15 protein-coding genes are annotated in these 13661 nt (G+C 66.9%); 6 read left to right on the top strand and 9 right to left on the bottom strand.

What is annotated here, in order from left to right:
* Positions 1-56 precede the first annotated feature (56 nt).
* A complete protein-coding gene (locus ASG86_RS19645; RefSeq protein WP_056338536.1) occupies positions 57-641 on the top strand; it encodes a DivIVA domain-containing protein in 585 nt (194 codons plus the stop codon).
* 23 nt (positions 642-664) lie between these two features.
* Here the strand turns inward: ASG86_RS19645 and ASG86_RS19640 are convergent, their stop codons facing one another.
* The 5 genes from ASG86_RS19640 to ASG86_RS19620 are packed head-to-tail and all read right to left on the bottom strand — an operon-like array spanning position 665 to position 5162.
* The gene (locus ASG86_RS19640; RefSeq protein WP_056338532.1) at positions 665-1354 is read right to left on the bottom strand and encodes a hypothetical protein; all 690 of its coding nucleotides are present in this window, start codon (positions 1352-1354) and stop codon (positions 665-667) included.
* Between the two features lie 4 nt (positions 1355-1358).
* The gene (locus ASG86_RS19635; RefSeq protein ID WP_056338755.1) at positions 1359-2855 is read right to left on the bottom strand and encodes a sodium/solute symporter; all 1497 of its coding nucleotides are present in this window, start codon (positions 2853-2855) and stop codon (positions 1359-1361) included.
* Between the two features lie 7 nt (positions 2856-2862).
* A complete protein-coding gene (locus ASG86_RS19630) occupies positions 2863-3234 on the bottom strand; it encodes a hypothetical protein (protein WP_056338529.1) in 372 nt (123 codons plus the stop codon).
* Positions 3231-3947 (bottom strand): LytR/AlgR family response regulator transcription factor, encoded by a 717-nt coding sequence (locus ASG86_RS19625; protein WP_056338526.1) that lies wholly within the window; start codon positions 3945-3947, stop codon positions 3231-3233. The genes ASG86_RS19630 and ASG86_RS19625 overlap by 4 nt, the downstream gene beginning before the upstream one ends.
* A gap of 33 nt (positions 3948-3980) precedes the next feature.
* A complete protein-coding gene (locus tag ASG86_RS19620; RefSeq protein ID WP_056338522.1) occupies positions 3981-5162 on the bottom strand; it encodes a sensor histidine kinase in 1182 nt (393 codons plus the stop codon).
* A 134-nt stretch (positions 5163-5296) separates the two neighbouring features.
* Between ASG86_RS19620 and ASG86_RS19615 the strand changes: the two genes are divergently transcribed.
* A complete protein-coding gene (locus tag ASG86_RS19615) occupies positions 5297-5677 on the top strand; it encodes a DUF485 domain-containing protein (protein ID WP_056338517.1) in 381 nt (126 codons plus the stop codon).
* A complete protein-coding gene (locus ASG86_RS19610) occupies positions 5674-7290 on the top strand; it encodes a solute symporter family protein (protein WP_056338514.1) in 1617 nt (538 codons plus the stop codon). Before ASG86_RS19615 ends, ASG86_RS19610 begins: the two co-directional genes overlap by 4 nt.
* 133 nt (positions 7291-7423) lie before the next feature.
* Here the strand turns inward: ASG86_RS19610 and ASG86_RS19605 are convergent, their stop codons facing one another.
* The 4 genes from ASG86_RS19605 to ASG86_RS19590 all read right to left on the bottom strand — a co-directional run bounded on the left by ASG86_RS19605 (position 7424) and on the right by ASG86_RS19590 (position 9860).
* Positions 7424-8044, bottom strand: a complete 621-nt coding sequence (locus ASG86_RS19605) for a hypothetical protein (protein ID WP_082566867.1) — start codon at positions 8042-8044, stop codon at positions 7424-7426.
* A gap of 77 nt (positions 8045-8121) precedes the next feature.
* Positions 8122-8526, bottom strand: a complete 405-nt coding sequence (locus ASG86_RS19600; protein ID WP_056338509.1) for a DUF4383 domain-containing protein — start codon at positions 8524-8526, stop codon at positions 8122-8124.
* A gap of 139 nt (positions 8527-8665) precedes the next feature.
* Entirely contained in the window at positions 8666-9211 is a 546-nt protein-coding gene (locus ASG86_RS19595; protein ID WP_082566866.1) for a hypothetical protein, read from the bottom strand.
* Positions 9212-9386: 175 nt separating this feature from the next.
* Positions 9387-9860 (bottom strand): Lrp/AsnC family transcriptional regulator, encoded by a 474-nt coding sequence (locus tag ASG86_RS19590; RefSeq protein WP_056338506.1) that lies wholly within the window; start codon positions 9858-9860, stop codon positions 9387-9389.
* Between the two features lie 192 nt (positions 9861-10052).
* On the opposite strand from ASG86_RS19590, the gene pdhA reads away from it, so the two are divergent.
* From pdhA to ASG86_RS19575, 3 genes are read left to right on the top strand one after another with little or no spacing between them, the layout of a single operon-like run.
* The gene (gene pdhA, locus ASG86_RS19585; protein ID WP_056338502.1) at positions 10053-11222 is read left to right on the top strand and encodes a pyruvate dehydrogenase (acetyl-transferring) E1 component subunit alpha; all 1170 of its coding nucleotides are present in this window, start codon (positions 10053-10055) and stop codon (positions 11220-11222) included.
* Positions 11222-12232, top strand: a complete 1011-nt coding sequence (locus ASG86_RS19580; protein ID WP_056338499.1) for an alpha-ketoacid dehydrogenase subunit beta — start codon at positions 11222-11224, stop codon at positions 12230-12232. Before pdhA ends, ASG86_RS19580 begins: the two co-directional genes overlap by 1 nt.
* A gap of 8 nt (positions 12233-12240) precedes the next feature.
* Positions 12241-13653 (top strand): dihydrolipoamide acetyltransferase family protein, encoded by a 1413-nt coding sequence (locus ASG86_RS19575; protein WP_235565244.1) that lies wholly within the window; start codon positions 12241-12243, stop codon positions 13651-13653.
* Positions 13654-13661: the final 8 nt, after the last annotated feature.

The following is a 13661-nucleotide window of genomic DNA, read 5'->3' as shown; positions in this document are numbered from 1 at the left end:
CGGCATCCTAGACTGGTGCGGAAGCACTACGGCTGAAGAGCATTGAAGGAATCGAAGTGGCATTGGACATTCATCGGCAGATCCCTGCGTCCTTTGAGCGCGTGCAGCGCAATGAGTACGGGTACAACGCCAAGCAGGTGGACCAGTTCCTGCAGCGGGCACGGGTCTCCCTGGAAACGCCGCAGGCTGCCACAGAGCCGGTCAACAGTGCCGATGTCAGGGCCGTGTCCTTCGACCCCGTCAAGGGCGGCTACTCCGCTGCCGTGGTGGACGCGGCGCTGGACCGGCTCGAGGACGCCTTCGCCCGCCGGGAGCGGGATGAGCTGATTGCCGCCCACGGCGAGGAAGCCTGGCTGCGCGAAATCGGAAACCTCTCCGGCATCCTCCGGGGGCGGCTGCACCGGCCCGATGGAGACCGCTTCCGCCGGCCTGCGGGCAAGAAGGCCCGCAGCTACAACACGGTCGACGTCGACCGGCTGTGCCACGAACTTGTCGCCTACCTTGAGCAGGACAAGCCGTTGAGCGTGGACAGCGTCCGCCGGGCAGTCTTCCGCCCGGCGGTTGGCCGGGACGGCTACGAGGAATCACAGGTGGACGCCTTCCTGGACCGTGTGGTTGAACTGATGGCTGCCATCGACTGACGGTCCGCGGCCGGAATCGGCGCTTATTCCGCTGCCGGCGGAGTGGGGGAGAGCGGCGTGAAATGGCGCCACAGAGCGCGGTAGCGCCGGCCCCCGCGCACGACGGACACGGCGAGGAACCCCGCTCCGCACACCGCGCCCGCCACGAAGGCAGCTGCCGTGCCCGCCCCGGTCAACGTCACCAGCAGGCCCGCAAGGATGGCAATCAAGGCAGCGTTCGCCGTCGTCATGAAGATCATGCTGCTGCCGGCCACTTGGCTCAGGCTTCCCCTGGCACCGAAGAAATAATAGGTTTGGTGGGCGCCGGCCTCGTCGTCGTGGTGTGCGGCCATGAGGTAGGGGGCCACGCCTGGGTCGAGGTCCACGTAGGCGGCCCGGAGCCTGTTCATTGCGGTGACGTACATGAGGTCCTCGTAGGCGACATTCATGACCCGGAGCTGGGTCAGGAGCCCGATCGCCGTGTCGATGAACAGGACCACCACGGCCAGCAGGACAAAGGCATCCGAAAACCCCGTGGCCTGCCCCACCAGCGCCACGCTGACCAGGCTTGCCGAGGTGAAGGTAAGGAACATGCTGATCCGGGTCAGCACCTCGCCTTGGGCCGTGCTGCGCGATGCGAGCAGGCCCCAGTGTTCCGTGGCGAGCAACTGCGCCCGCACGGAGGCCGGGACCGCACCTTGCCGGTGGGATGTACCGCCGTCCTCGATGGACATGGCGTTATTGTCCTCCCGATCCCCGTTCGGTTGCCAGCGGCCGTTCCGGGGTGTGGAGGCGGGTCATGGTGCGGGGCATCGTTGCGGGAATCCGGTGGGCCGTGGCACGGGAGACGATGACCATGACGGCGAAGGCGGCAGGAACGCTCCACGCCGCAGGCTGCGCGAGCCAGGCCGGGGTCTGGCCTGAACCGGACAGGCCCGCACCGGACAGGGAGCCCACAATCATGGCCCCTCCGCAGAGCAGGCCGCCCGTCAGCATCCCGGCGATGGCCCCGGTATCCGTCAGGCCGCGCCACCAGATGCCAAGCAGCAGGACCGGGCATACCGTGGAGGCCGTGAAGGCGAACACCAAGCCGACGCTGCCGGCCAGTGCCAGGGAGCCGGTCATGAAGGCAAAACCCAGGGGGACGACGGCGGACACGACGGCGGCGAGGCGGAACCCGCGGACGCTGCCGCCCAGGACGTCCTGGCTGATGACGCCGGCAAGGGACACCACCAGGCCGGACGTTGTGGACAGGAAGGCGGCGAAGGCGCCTGCCACCACCAGGGCGGAGAGCAGGTCCCCCGGCAGCCCGCCCACGAGTTCGCCGGGCAGCCGCAGGACCATGGCGTCCGGCTGTCCCGATCGGGCCAGGCCCGGCGCGTACATGCGGGCCACCAGGCCGTAGGCGGTGGGGAAGAGGTAGAACACGGACAGCAGGCCCAGGACGATCAGCGTGGTGCGCCGGGCTGAATGGCCGTCCGGATTGGTGTAGAAACGCACCAGCACGTGGGGCAGCCCCAGGGTCCCGAACAGCAGCGCCACCAGCAGGGACACATTCTGGTACAGCCCGGCCGGGGCCAGGTCCGTGGGATTGACCGCCGGCAGCGACTGCGGCTCGGCGCCGTTCCCGGCCAGCACGAAGATGATGAACAGGATGGGCACGGCCAGGGCCGTCAGCTTGAGCCAGTACTGGAACGCCTGGACAAAGGTGATGGACCGCATCCCGCCCGCCACCACCGTCAGGCACACCACCACCACGACAGACACTGAACCTACCCAGGACGGCAGTCCCGTGGAGATCTGGATGGTGAGCGCGGCGCCGTGGAGCTGCGGAACGATATAGAGCCACCCGACCATGACCACCACCACGCTGGTGACCCTGCGGACCGTCCTGGACGAAAGCCGCGCCTCCGTAAAGTCCGGGATGGTGTAGGCGCCCGAACGGCGCAGCGGGGCGGCGACGAAGAGCAGCAGCATCAGGTAACCGGCCGTATAACCCACCGGGAACCAGAGTGCGTCGGTCCCGGACAGCAGGATGAGTCCGGCCACGCCCAGGAAGCTTGCGGCGGACAGGTACTCGCCGCCGATGGCGGACGCGTTCCACCATGGCCGCACCGTACGCGAGGCAACGTAGAAGTCACCCGTGGTGCGTGAGATCCGCAGCCCGTAGAAACCGATAATGGCGGTGGCGAGGGAGACCACCGCAACCGCTGTTATGGCCAGCCCGGCATTCACGGGCGCCTCACTGCTCACCGGCAAGGTCGCGGTACCGGGCCTCGTTGCGGGCCGCCGTCCTGACGTACAGCCACGCACTCAGCCCTATCACGGGGTACATACCGGCGCCCAGCAGGAGCCAGCCGAAGGGGATACCGGCGATCCGGGTTTCGGCAAGGCCCGGAACCACCACCAGGATCAACGGGAACGCGGCAAGGATCAGCAGGAAGCCGCCAGCCACCACCAGGGCCAGCCGCAGCTGCGACCTGATCAGGGAACGAACGAACACCTGTCCCACTTCGGAATCCTGGGCGGCTTCCCGTGACTCAAGCGGACTCCGCCCGCCGGCCACCGGCGACCGGGGGGATGCAAGGGGAGCGGTGACGCGGACGCGGGTCATGCGTGCGGCCTGATCCTGGTGGCCTCCAGCTTCTCCCGCACGGTGGGCAGATGCCGCCGGCTGATGGGAAGGCCCGCACCGGCCACCGTGACGCGCGGCCCGTCTGCCGCCAGCTTCATCGAGGACACATGCTTCAACGCCACCAGGTAGGAGCGGTGGGTGCGGATAAAGCCGGCGTCCGCCCACTGCTGTTCAAGATCTGCCAGCGGCACCCGGATGAGGTAGCTGGCATCGGCGGTGTGCAGGCGCGCGTAGTCACCCTGCGCCTGGACGTACGTGACGTCGTCCCGGCGGATCATCCTGGTGGTTCCCCCCTGGTCAACGGTGATCATCTCAGGTGCCGCACCGCCGTCGCGCAGTTCACAAACCCGCGCCACGCAACGGGCCAGGCGTTCGGCACGCACCGGCTTGAGAAGGTAGTCCACGGCGGCGAGTTCGAACGCCGCCAAGGCGTGGTCCTCGTCAGCGGTGACAAAAACAACGGCCGGCGGATTGCTGCTCCGGGCAATGGCGCCGGCGATGTCCAGGCCGGACACGGCGGGCATGTGGATGTCCAGGAAGACAGCGTCGATGTTTCCGGCAGACAGGGCCGTCATCGCTTCAGCGCCGGACGTGGCCCGCAGCACTTTTCCGATGCGTTCGTCCCTGCCCAGCAGGAAGGCCAGTTCCTCAACGGCGGGCAGCTCATCATCAACGACGAGGACGTTAATCATTCTCCTAGGGTACTTCCAGCTGCAGTGCCGTCCTCACGCATCGTGCCCGGGCTGGGACTTTGGCACCCGCATGGTGATCAGCGTTCCCTCGCCCGGCGCCGTCTCCACCACCAGTCCATGGTCGTTGCCATACACCTGGCGGAGGCGGGCGTCCACGTTCCTCAGCCCCACGTGGTCCCCGTCGGTGTGGCCCGCCAGCACCGACCGGAGCTGCTCCGGATCCATCCCCACGCCGTCGTCCTCGATGGTGACCTCCGCGAAAGCGCCGGCGTCCTCCGCGGTGATGGTGATGTGTCCGGGCCCGGCCTTGGCCTCAAGCCCGTGCCGGACGGCGTTCTCCACCAGCGGCTGCAGGCTGAGGAAGGGGATGACGGTGCCCAGTACCTCGGGCGCGATCCGCAGGCTGACCTGTACCCGCTCACCGAACCGGGCCCGCTCCAGGAGCAGGTAGCGGTCAATGCAGCGCAGCTCCTCGGCGAGGGTGGTGAAGTCGCCGTGCCTTCGGAACGAGTAGCGGGTGAAATCGGCGAACTCCACCACCAGTTCCCTGGCCCGCTCCGGATCGGTGTTGATGAAGGACGCGATGGCATTGAGTGAGTTGTAGATGAAGTGCGGGCTGATCTGGGCGCGCAGGGCCCGGACTTCCGCCTCCATCAGCAGGGTCCGGGAGGCGTCCAGTTCGGCCAGTTCCACCTGGACCGCCACCCAGTCAGCCACTTCCCCCGTGGCCCTCACCAGGCCTGCCCCCGCGGAAGGGGCGAAGGCGGCCACGGCGCCCACGATCCGCGTGCCCGCCCGTACGGGGGCGATGACGCCGGCAAGGCGGCCACCGGTCCCATCGCCGCCTGCTGACAGGACGGCTGTCCGGCCCGAAGCAAGGACCCCGGCAGCGAGTTCCATCAGGCGCGGCCTGATGTCCTCGGCGCCCCCGTCCCACGCAAGTACGCCCGAGGTGTCCGTAATGGCCAGGGCGTCGCAGGCCAGGAGGGCGCGCAGCTGACGGCTGGCTTTCGCCGCCCCGGCCGGGTTCAGGCCGCGGCGCAGGTGCTGCCCGGCCTGGGAGGCCGCGTGGAGCGTGTGGTACGTGGCGCGTTCGGCGTCGGTGCCCAGCTCCCTGAAGGAGCGGAGCACCTTCAGGCCCACGCCGACGACGACGGCGATGGCCATGGCGATCACCGCAACGGCCGCAGCGGTGAGGAGGGGGGAGTCCGGCATGGTGCCCAGCGTAGCTGCGGGTGCCGTTAGGCGCAGCATCGCAACCGTTGAGCGACCGTGGGCGGCCAGGTTATGGAACGGACAGGGCAACGGACGGCAGAGTGATTGGTGTCACATCTCAATGAGGAGGAACGATGGGTCACGATGCCCATACTCCGGACGCAGCGGCGTCCGTGGACTTCGAACAAGTCCAGTCGACCGGGCAGTTCCAGGAATTGCGCAAGCGTCACCGCAGCTTTGTCTTCCCCATGGCAGTGGCCTTCCTGCTGTGGTACTTCGCCTACGTCCTGCTCGCGGACTACGCGGTGGGCTTCATGTCCACCAAGGTATGGGGCAACATCAACGTCGGCCTGATCCTGGGCCTGCTCCAGTTCATCTCCACCTTCGCCATCACCGGCTGGTACGTGCACTACTCCAACCGGAAACTGGACCCCATCGCCTCCGAAATCAGGCAGGAGATCGAGGGCCACGAATTCGATAAGGACGGAAACCGAGTGGGCGGGGCCAACAAATGATCGCAATTCCAGCTGCGGTGGACGTCGCCGCCCTCAAGGACACCACCCTTTTGAACATGGGCATCTTCGGCCTGTTCGTGGCCGTGACCATGGTGATCGTGTTCCGGGCCAGCCGCAACAACAAGACCGCCGCCGACTACTACGCCGCCGGCCGCTCCTTCACCGGCTCGCAGAACGGCACCGCCATCGCCGGCGACTACCTGTCGGCAGCATCCTTCCTGGGCATCACCGGCGCCATCGCCATCAACGGCTATGACGGGTTCATGTACTCCATCGGCTTCCTGGTGGCCTGGCTGGTGGCACTGCTGCTGGTGGCTGAACTTCTCCGCAACACCGGCAAGTTCACCATGGCCGATGTGCTCTCCTTCCGGCTGAAGCAGCGCCCGGTGCGGATCGCGGCAGCCATCTCCACGCTGGCCGTCTGCTTCTTCTACCTGCTGGCCCAAATGGCCGGCGCGGGCAGCCTCATTTCCCTCCTGCTCGGTATCAGCGACTGGGGCGGCCAGGCGCTGGTGATCATCGTCGTCGGCGCCCTCATGATCATGTACGTCCTGATTGGCGGCATGAAGGGCACCACCTGGGTCCAGATCATCAAAGCCATGCTGCTGATCGCCGGCGCCGCCGTCATGACGTTGTGGGTCCTCGCCATCTACGGCTTCAACCTCTCCGCCCTGCTGGGCGGCGCCGTGGAGACGGCCAACAATCCTGCGGTCCTGAACCCCGGCCTGCAGTACGGCAAGTCGGACACCTCCAAGCTGGACTTCATGTCCCTGGGCCTTGCCCTGGTCCTGGGTACGGCAGCCCTGCCGCACGTCCTGATGCGCTTCTACACAGTTCCCACGGCCAAGGAAGCCCGCAAGTCCGTGGTCTGGTCCATCTGGCTCATCGGCCTCTTCTACCTCTTCACGCTGGTGCTGGGCTACGGCGCCGCAGCGCTGGTGGGTGCCGACACGATCAAGAGCGCCCCTGGCGGAGTTAACTCGGCCGCCCCACTGCTGGCCTTCCACCTGGGCGGGCCGCTGCTGCTCGGCTTCATCTCCGCGGTGGCGTTCGCCACCATCCTGGCGGTGGTGGCCGGCCTGACCATCACGGCCGCCGCATCCTTCGCACATGACATCTACGCCAACGTCATCGCCAAGGGCAAGGCAGACGCCGCCACGGAAGTCCGGGTGGCACGGCGCACCGTGGTGGTGATCGGCATCCTGGCCATCCTGGGCGGCATCTTCGCCAACGGCCAGAACGTGGCCTTCCTGGTGGCGCTGGCCTTCGCCGTCGCCGCATCAGCCAACCTGCCCACCATCATCTACTCGCTGTTCTGGCGGAAGTTCACCACCCAGGGCGCGGTGTGGAGCATGTACGGCGGCCTGGCTTCGGCGATCCTGCTCATCGTGTTCTCCCCGGTGGTTTCCGGAGCCAAGACCTCGATGATCCCGGGCGCCAACTTCGCCCTCTTCCCGCTCAGCAACCCGGGCATCGTGTCCATTCCGCTGGCCTTCTTCCTGGGCTGGCTGGGAACCACCCTGGACAAGAAGAAGGAGGATCCCGCCAAGCAGGCCGAAATGGAAGTCCGCTCGCTCACGGGCATCGGAGCCGAAAAGGCCGTCGACCACTGATAGCTGGACCACTAATACGTGGACCGCTAACCGATACGCCGGCCGCACGGGCGTAAAACGGGAGGAGCCTCCAGCCGCAAACCGCGGCCTGGAGGCTCTTTCCGTGGGCCCTTGCCAGGTTCCCCGGGAGGGTTCAGGGCTGGTGGTGGCTGCCCGGCACCAGGTTGTTGTGGCCGCTGTGCGGGACGGCGTACTGGCCGGGCGTGGAAGCGGCGAGTCCCGGCGTCGTTATTCCTGCCACCAGGACGGCGCCGGCGAAAGCTGCCAGCAGGAGCCGGCCCGGCCGCACTCCCGTCCCCGCCGGAGCAGCGCGAACCAGTTGCCGTTCATTGGCCTGCCCACCACCGCGTTGCCGGACGGCGGCCCGCTGGAGCCACCCGAGCGACGCAATGATCATGAGCGTGAGCAGCAGCGCCGAAAGTTGCGTCAGGCTCAGGTTGGAGGCGGCCGTGTTAACCGGCGTGAATGCTATCGCGGCCAGATGGATGGCGGCCGCGCCGGCCAGCACGTACCGCGCCCAGGGCCCGCCGGCCAGCCGGTCCCTGGCCAGGAACACCACGGCGCCGGCCAGCAGGGCCAGTCCCCAGGCGCCGGCCAGCACGCCGGCAAAAACGGCCGGTGGCGCCGCAGGTCCCGCTGATGCCGCAAAGACACTCGACGACAGGGCCAGATTGACCGATCCTGCCCCGAAGCCCGCGAACCCGGTGAAGAGACGAACGGCAGGGCCGGCCTGCGACACCTGGACCTCCGGCACGCCTGTCAGAGGCGGTGGCGCGCCCCGGCCGGCCGGTGCAGCGGGCCGGAGCGATGCCATTCCCGGCGTCGCCACGGTTAGGCCTGGGCAGCGGCGGGGGACTTGTCCAGGGACAGGCCCACGCCCAGGAGGAGTACGGCACTGGCGAGGTGGAGGACGTTGTCGGCGCCGTTCAGGGCGATGATGTTCAGCGGCGAGTTCAGCAGGAACAGTCCCACGATGCCCACCAGGAGGTACACGGCGCCCACCGTCGCGTTCACCGTGCGGGCGCTGTCCGTCCCCCGAAGCCCGGCAAAAAGAAGCGCGGCACCGATAGCGAGGTGGATGACATTGTGCAGCGGGTTGACTTCGAAAATGATCAGGTTCGCGCCTTCAGTGGCGGTGAAACCGACGCCGGACGTGACAGCGAAGCCCAGCAGGCCCACCAAGAGGTAGACGGCTCCGAAAATGGTGGCGACGAGGCGGTTGGGTGAGTTGCGCATGGCCAATTCCTTCCGATGGGGCGGGCAACAGTTCCCGCCGGACCAACGGGCCCCTGGGTGGGACCCTCGGAAGCGATTCGGTTCATGGACGCGGGTGGATGGGTAAAAAGATCAGTACCCTTTCCACTTCTCCGCCCGGCTAGGCCGCCGGCCGCAGCTTGATGTTGGTCATGAGCAGCCGGTCCTTGCCTTCGAAGCGGTACGCCATGTCCACCTTCTTGCCCGTGCAGCTGATCTGGCCCACCACCTCGGCCGACTTCACCCCGTTCTCAGTGGACACCTTAAGGTCGTTGTACGCGGGCTGGCAGGAGCTGTCCATCTCCAGGCTCTTCACCCCGGAGATGAAGGCTTCCTTGGAGAGCTGCTTCTGAAGGGCGGGGTCAAGGTATTCGTCGTAGGCTCGGGAGGTGTCGCCGGCGATGACCTTCCTGGTGAAGTCGTCGGCGAGGCCCCTGGCCTGGTTGGTTGCGCTGCCCACCACATTCACCAGGATGACGACGCCGAGGATCACCAGGAGCAGCACCCCGCCGATGCTGCCAAGAATGATCCACAGCTTCCGCCGGTTCCGTTGCCGGGGCGGTTCCCCCGGCAGTCCGAACGGGGCGGGCTGTTCCGCCGGCGACGGCAACTGCTGTGGTGTGTAGCCCGTCCGGCCCTGCTGGTACGGATCCTGGGAGCTGCTCAAAAGTGGAGCCTTTCGGGAACTGCGCTGCGCGCTGGCGACTTGCCCGGGCCTTCCCTGCCCGGCGATGACTGCAACCAAGCCTATAACCCCGTCCGCCGCCGTCGTGCCTGAAGCAGCACATGCGGAAAAGGCCGGGCGGACTCATGTGCCCCTTCTGAACTGTGCCCCTTCTGAACTACGCCCCTTCTGAACCGCGGTCCAGCAGGGGCTGCACCCGGAAGGGGATCAGCTCACCCATGGCCAATGCGGTGTCAGCCCGCTCCACGCCATCGCAGGCAAGGATTTTGCCGTTGATCCTGAACAGGTCCTCGGCATCCCTGGCCACCACGCGCAGCAGCAGGTCCGCTGATCCCGTCAGGCCGTAACCCTCCAGGACCTCGGGGATGGCGGCGATCTCCTCCGCGAGCTGCCCGAGCTTCTGCTGCTGAACGTGGACGGAGATGAAAGCCATGAGCGGATACCCCAGCGCCACTGGATTGATGCGCCGCTCAAAGGACAGGAAGACATGCTTTTTCTCGAGCTGGGCCATGCGCGCCTGGACCGTGTTGCGGGACAGGCCCAGCTTCTGCGCGAGTGCCACGACGGTGCGGCGCGGATCCTGCGCGAGTGCTGCCAACAGGCGGGTGTCAGTGCCATCCAAAGCTCGCATAATGCGCAACGCTAGCACGGTGTCCGGGAGCCAGATAGGGCATTCTGCTCAACATGATGCGCAGTGGTTGTACCCGATGGGCATTGTGAGTAGGGTCACAGTATCTGGGGCAATGACGCCCGGAAGGCCGGTGGCGGCAGGGCCAAAAGTCCGAAAACCACGGGTCAACGACGTACGAAGGTTGCGGCAATCGTGTCTACAGACGAAACGGGCCCTGGCGGCGCACAAACCCCCGAAATGACAGCAACCCCTGATGTAAAAGGACCGGATCTCCTCCAGCTGATCACCCCGGCGGGTGAGCGCATCAGCCACCCGGAGTTCGATTTTTGGGTCAGGGACATTACCGACGATCAGTTGTGCTCCCTCTTCGAGGACATGACCGTCATCCGCCGGATCGACGTGGAGGCAACGGCCCTGCAGCGGCAGGGTGAGCTGGCCCTGTGGCCCCCGCTGCTGGGCCAGGAGGCAGCGCAGATCGGGTCCGGCAGGGCGCTGCGGGCGGACGACTTTGTCTTCTCCAGCTACCGTGAAAACGGCGTGGCGTACTGCCGCGGGGTTGACCTGACGGACCTCCTGCGGGTGTGGCGGGGGAATGCGTCCGGCGGCTGGGACCCCTACGGCATCAACATGGCAACGCCGCAGATCATCATTGGCGCCCAGACACTGCACGCCACGGGCTACGCCATGGGGATCCAGAATGACGGCGCGGACGCGGTGGCCGTTACCTACTTCGGTGACGGAGCCACCAGCGAGGGCGACGTCAACGAGGCCATGGTGTTCGCCGCCAGCTTCCAGGCCCCAGTGGTGTTCTTCTGCACGAACAACCACTGGGCCATCTCCGAGCCCGTGCGCCTGCAGTCCCACATCCAGCTCGCGGACCGGGCCACCGGGTTCGGCATCCCCAGCCTGCGCGTGGACGGCAATGACGTCCTGGCGGTCATGGCTGCCACCCGGCTGGCACTGGACCGGGCCCGCCGGGGCGGCGGCCCCACCTTCATCGAAGCCGTCAGTTACCGCATGGGCCCGCACACCACCGCCGATGATCCCACCCGCTACCGGGACGCCAACGAACTGGAGGACTGGGCCGCCAAGGACCCCATTTCCCGGCTTGCCGGCCTCCTGGACCGGAAGGGGATCCTGACCGCGGAGCTGCAGCAGCAGGTCAAGGATAAAGCCGATGCCGTTGCGTCGGAGATGCGCCGCGGCTGCACCACCATGCCGGAACCCCAGCCAATGGACATTTTCAAGCACGTCTACAGCACGCCCAATTCCTGGCTGGAACGCCAGCAGGACCACTACGCCCGTTACCTGGCGTCCTTCGGCGACCCCGATGGAGCCGTTTCCAAGGAAGGTGCACGCTGATGACCCAGTTGACCTTTGCCCGTGCCATTAATGCCGGGCTGCGCAAGTCGCTGGAAAGCGACTCCAAGGTGGTCCTCCTCGGCGAGGACATCGGTACCCTGGGCGGCGTGTTCCGGGTGACGGACGGCCTGCAAAAAGACTTCGGCAAGCACCGCGTGGTGGACACCCCGCTCGCGGAGTCCGCCATCGTGGGGACCGCCGTGGGCCTGGCCTACCGCGGCTACCGTCCCGTGGTGGAAATCCAGTTCGACGGCTTCATCTACCCGGCGTTCGACCAAATCGTCAGCCAGGTGGCCAAACTCCACTACCGCACCCGCGGAGCTGTCAGGATGCCCATCACCATCAGGGTCCCTTTCGGCGGCGGCATCGGCTCACCGGAGCACCACTCGGAATCGCCGGAAGCCTACTTCACGCACACCTCGGGCCTGCGGGTGGTGACCGTGGCCAACCCGCAGGACGCCTACATGGTGATCCAGCAGGCCATCGCGTGCGACGACCCGGTGCTGTACTTTGAGCCCAAGCGCCGCTACCACGACAAAGGCGAAGTGGACGAGTCCGTGGATCCGCGTTCCGCCCTGCCCATGGACAAGGCCCGGGTCCTGACCGACGGCAGCGACGTGACCCTGGTGGCTTATGGCCCCCTGGTCAAGACAGCCCTGGATGCCGCGTCCGCCGCAGCCGACGAGGGTATCTCCCTTGAAGTCATCGACCTGCGCTCGCTGGCCCCCGTGGATTATGAGCCCGTGGTGGCGTCTGTGCGGAAGACCGGCCGACTGGTGGTGACGCACGAGGCCGCGCAATCCGGCGGTCTGGGGGCGGAAGTGGCCGCAAGCATTACCGAGCGGTGCTTCTACCACCTTGAGGCGGCTCCGGTGAGGGTGACCGGTTTCGACATTCCCTACCCGTACTCCAAGCTGGAAATGCACCACCTGCCGGGCCTGGACCGCATCCTGGACGGCGTGGACCGTGCCCTGGGCCGCCCCAATTCCCTGAGCGGGCTGGAAGGATGAGCGCCACCATGATCAAGGAATTCCGGCTCCCCGACCTGGGCGAGGGACTCACAGAGTCTGAAATCCTCAGTTGGAAAGTGGGCGTTGGCGATACCGTCAGCCTGAACCAGGTCATCGCCGAAGTCGAAACCGCCAAGGCAGTGGTGGAGCTCCCGTCGCCGTTCGCCGGCGTAATCAGGGAACTCCACGAACAGCCCGGTTCCGTTGTGGAGGTGGGCAAGCCGATCGTCTCCTTTGAAGTGGCGGACGACGACGGCGCGTCACCTTCACAGGGGTCCGGCGCCTTTTCGCCCGTGAAGGGGGAGTCCGCCGGGGAAACGCCGGACGCTGGCGAGAGCCCGAAGCGGCAACCAAACCTGGTGGGGTACGGCGCCGTCGTGGAAGCTTCCGGCCGGCCAACCCGGCGGCAGCGGAACCTCGGCCCGGTGGAGCCAGCCGGGATCCTGCAGGACGTGGGTGAGCCCGTGGAAGCCAGGCCTGTCCATCCCAGTTCCATCGACACCAGGCCGGGACATGCCCGGCCCGCAGAGCGCCCCCGGTCCACGCCTCCCGTCCGGAAGCTGGCCAAGGACCTGGGCGTGGACCTCACACAGGTAACCGGCACCGGTCCCGGCGGCCTGATCACGCGGGAAGACGTCCAGGGCTTTGCGGGGCATGCAGGTGAACCTGCCGGGGCCACGGCAGGGCAGGTGACCGTCTCCGGTGGAACCCGGCCAGGGGAGCGGGAGACCCGGATTCCCATCAAGGGCGTGCGCAAACATACTGCGGCGGCAATGGTCCAAAGCGCCTTCACCGCACCGCATGCCACCGAATTCCTCACCGTTGATGTCACGCCCAGCCTTGAGCTGCTGGCAAAACTCAAGAACAGCAGGGACTTCGCCGGAGCCAGGCTGAGCCCGCTGACGCTTGCCGCCAAGGCTGTCCTGGTGGCCCTCCGGCGGAACCCGGCTCTCAATTCCCGCTGGGACGAAGACAACCAGGAGATTGTCACCTTCAACTACGTGAACCTGGGCATTGCAGCGGCCACGCCCCGCGGACTCACGGTCCCCAATATCAAGGACGCCGACGCCATGGCGCTCCCGCAGCTGGCCCAGGCGCTGACGGCGCTCGCAGATACGGCTCGGGCAGGCAAGACCACGCCCGCAGACCTTTCCGGCGGCACCATTTCCATCACCAACATCGGCGTCTTCGGTATCGACGCGGGGACGCCCATCCTTAATCCCGGGGAGGCGGCGATCCTTGGCCTGGGCGCGGTTCGGACCATGCCGTGGGAGTACAAGGGCGAGGTGGCGCTGCGCCAAGTGCTCACGCTGAGCCTGTCCTTTGACCACCGCCTGGTGGACGGTGAGCAGGGGTCCCGGTTCCTGGCCGACGTCGGGGCCATCCTGGCCGAACCGGGAATGGTCCTCACGATGGTCTAGCGGCCGGC

The organism is Arthrobacter sp. Soil764 (genome assembly GCF_001428075.1).
GTDB lineage: Bacteria > Actinomycetota > Actinomycetes > Actinomycetales > Micrococcaceae > Arthrobacter.
This window is presented reverse-complemented; position numbering and strand designations above follow the sequence as displayed.

Bases quoted from the DNA above. Each gene is read 5' to 3' on its own strand.
- ASG86_RS19640 (WP_056338532.1), bottom strand. From the start codon at position 1,354: ATGTCCATCGAGGACGGCGGTACATCCCACCGGCAAGGTGCGGTCCCG.
- ASG86_RS19630 (WP_056338529.1), bottom strand. From the start codon at position 3,234: ATGACCCGCGTCCGCGTCACCGCTCCCCTTGCATCCCCCCGGTCGCCG.
- ASG86_RS19625 (WP_056338526.1), bottom strand. From the start codon at position 3,947: ATGATTAACGTCCTCGTCGTTGATGATGAGCTGCCCGCCGTTGAGGAA.
- ASG86_RS19620 (WP_056338522.1), bottom strand. From the start codon at position 5,162: ATGCCGGACTCCCCCCTCCTCACCGCTGCGGCCGTTGCGGTGATCGCC.
- ASG86_RS19615 (WP_056338517.1), top strand. From the start codon at position 5,297: ATGGGTCACGATGCCCATACTCCGGACGCAGCGGCGTCCGTGGACTTC.
- ASG86_RS19610 (WP_056338514.1), top strand. From the start codon at position 5,674: ATGATCGCAATTCCAGCTGCGGTGGACGTCGCCGCCCTCAAGGACACC.
- ASG86_RS19600 (WP_056338509.1), bottom strand. From the start codon at position 8,526: ATGCGCAACTCACCCAACCGCCTCGTCGCCACCATTTTCGGAGCCGTC.
- ASG86_RS19590 (WP_056338506.1), bottom strand. From the start codon at position 9,860: ATGCGAGCTTTGGATGGCACTGACACCCGCCTGTTGGCAGCACTCGCG.
- ASG86_RS19580 (WP_056338499.1), top strand. From the start codon at position 11,222: ATGACCCAGTTGACCTTTGCCCGTGCCATTAATGCCGGGCTGCGCAAG.
- ASG86_RS19575 (WP_235565244.1), top strand. From the start codon at position 12,241: ATGATCAAGGAATTCCGGCTCCCCGACCTGGGCGAGGGACTCACAGAG.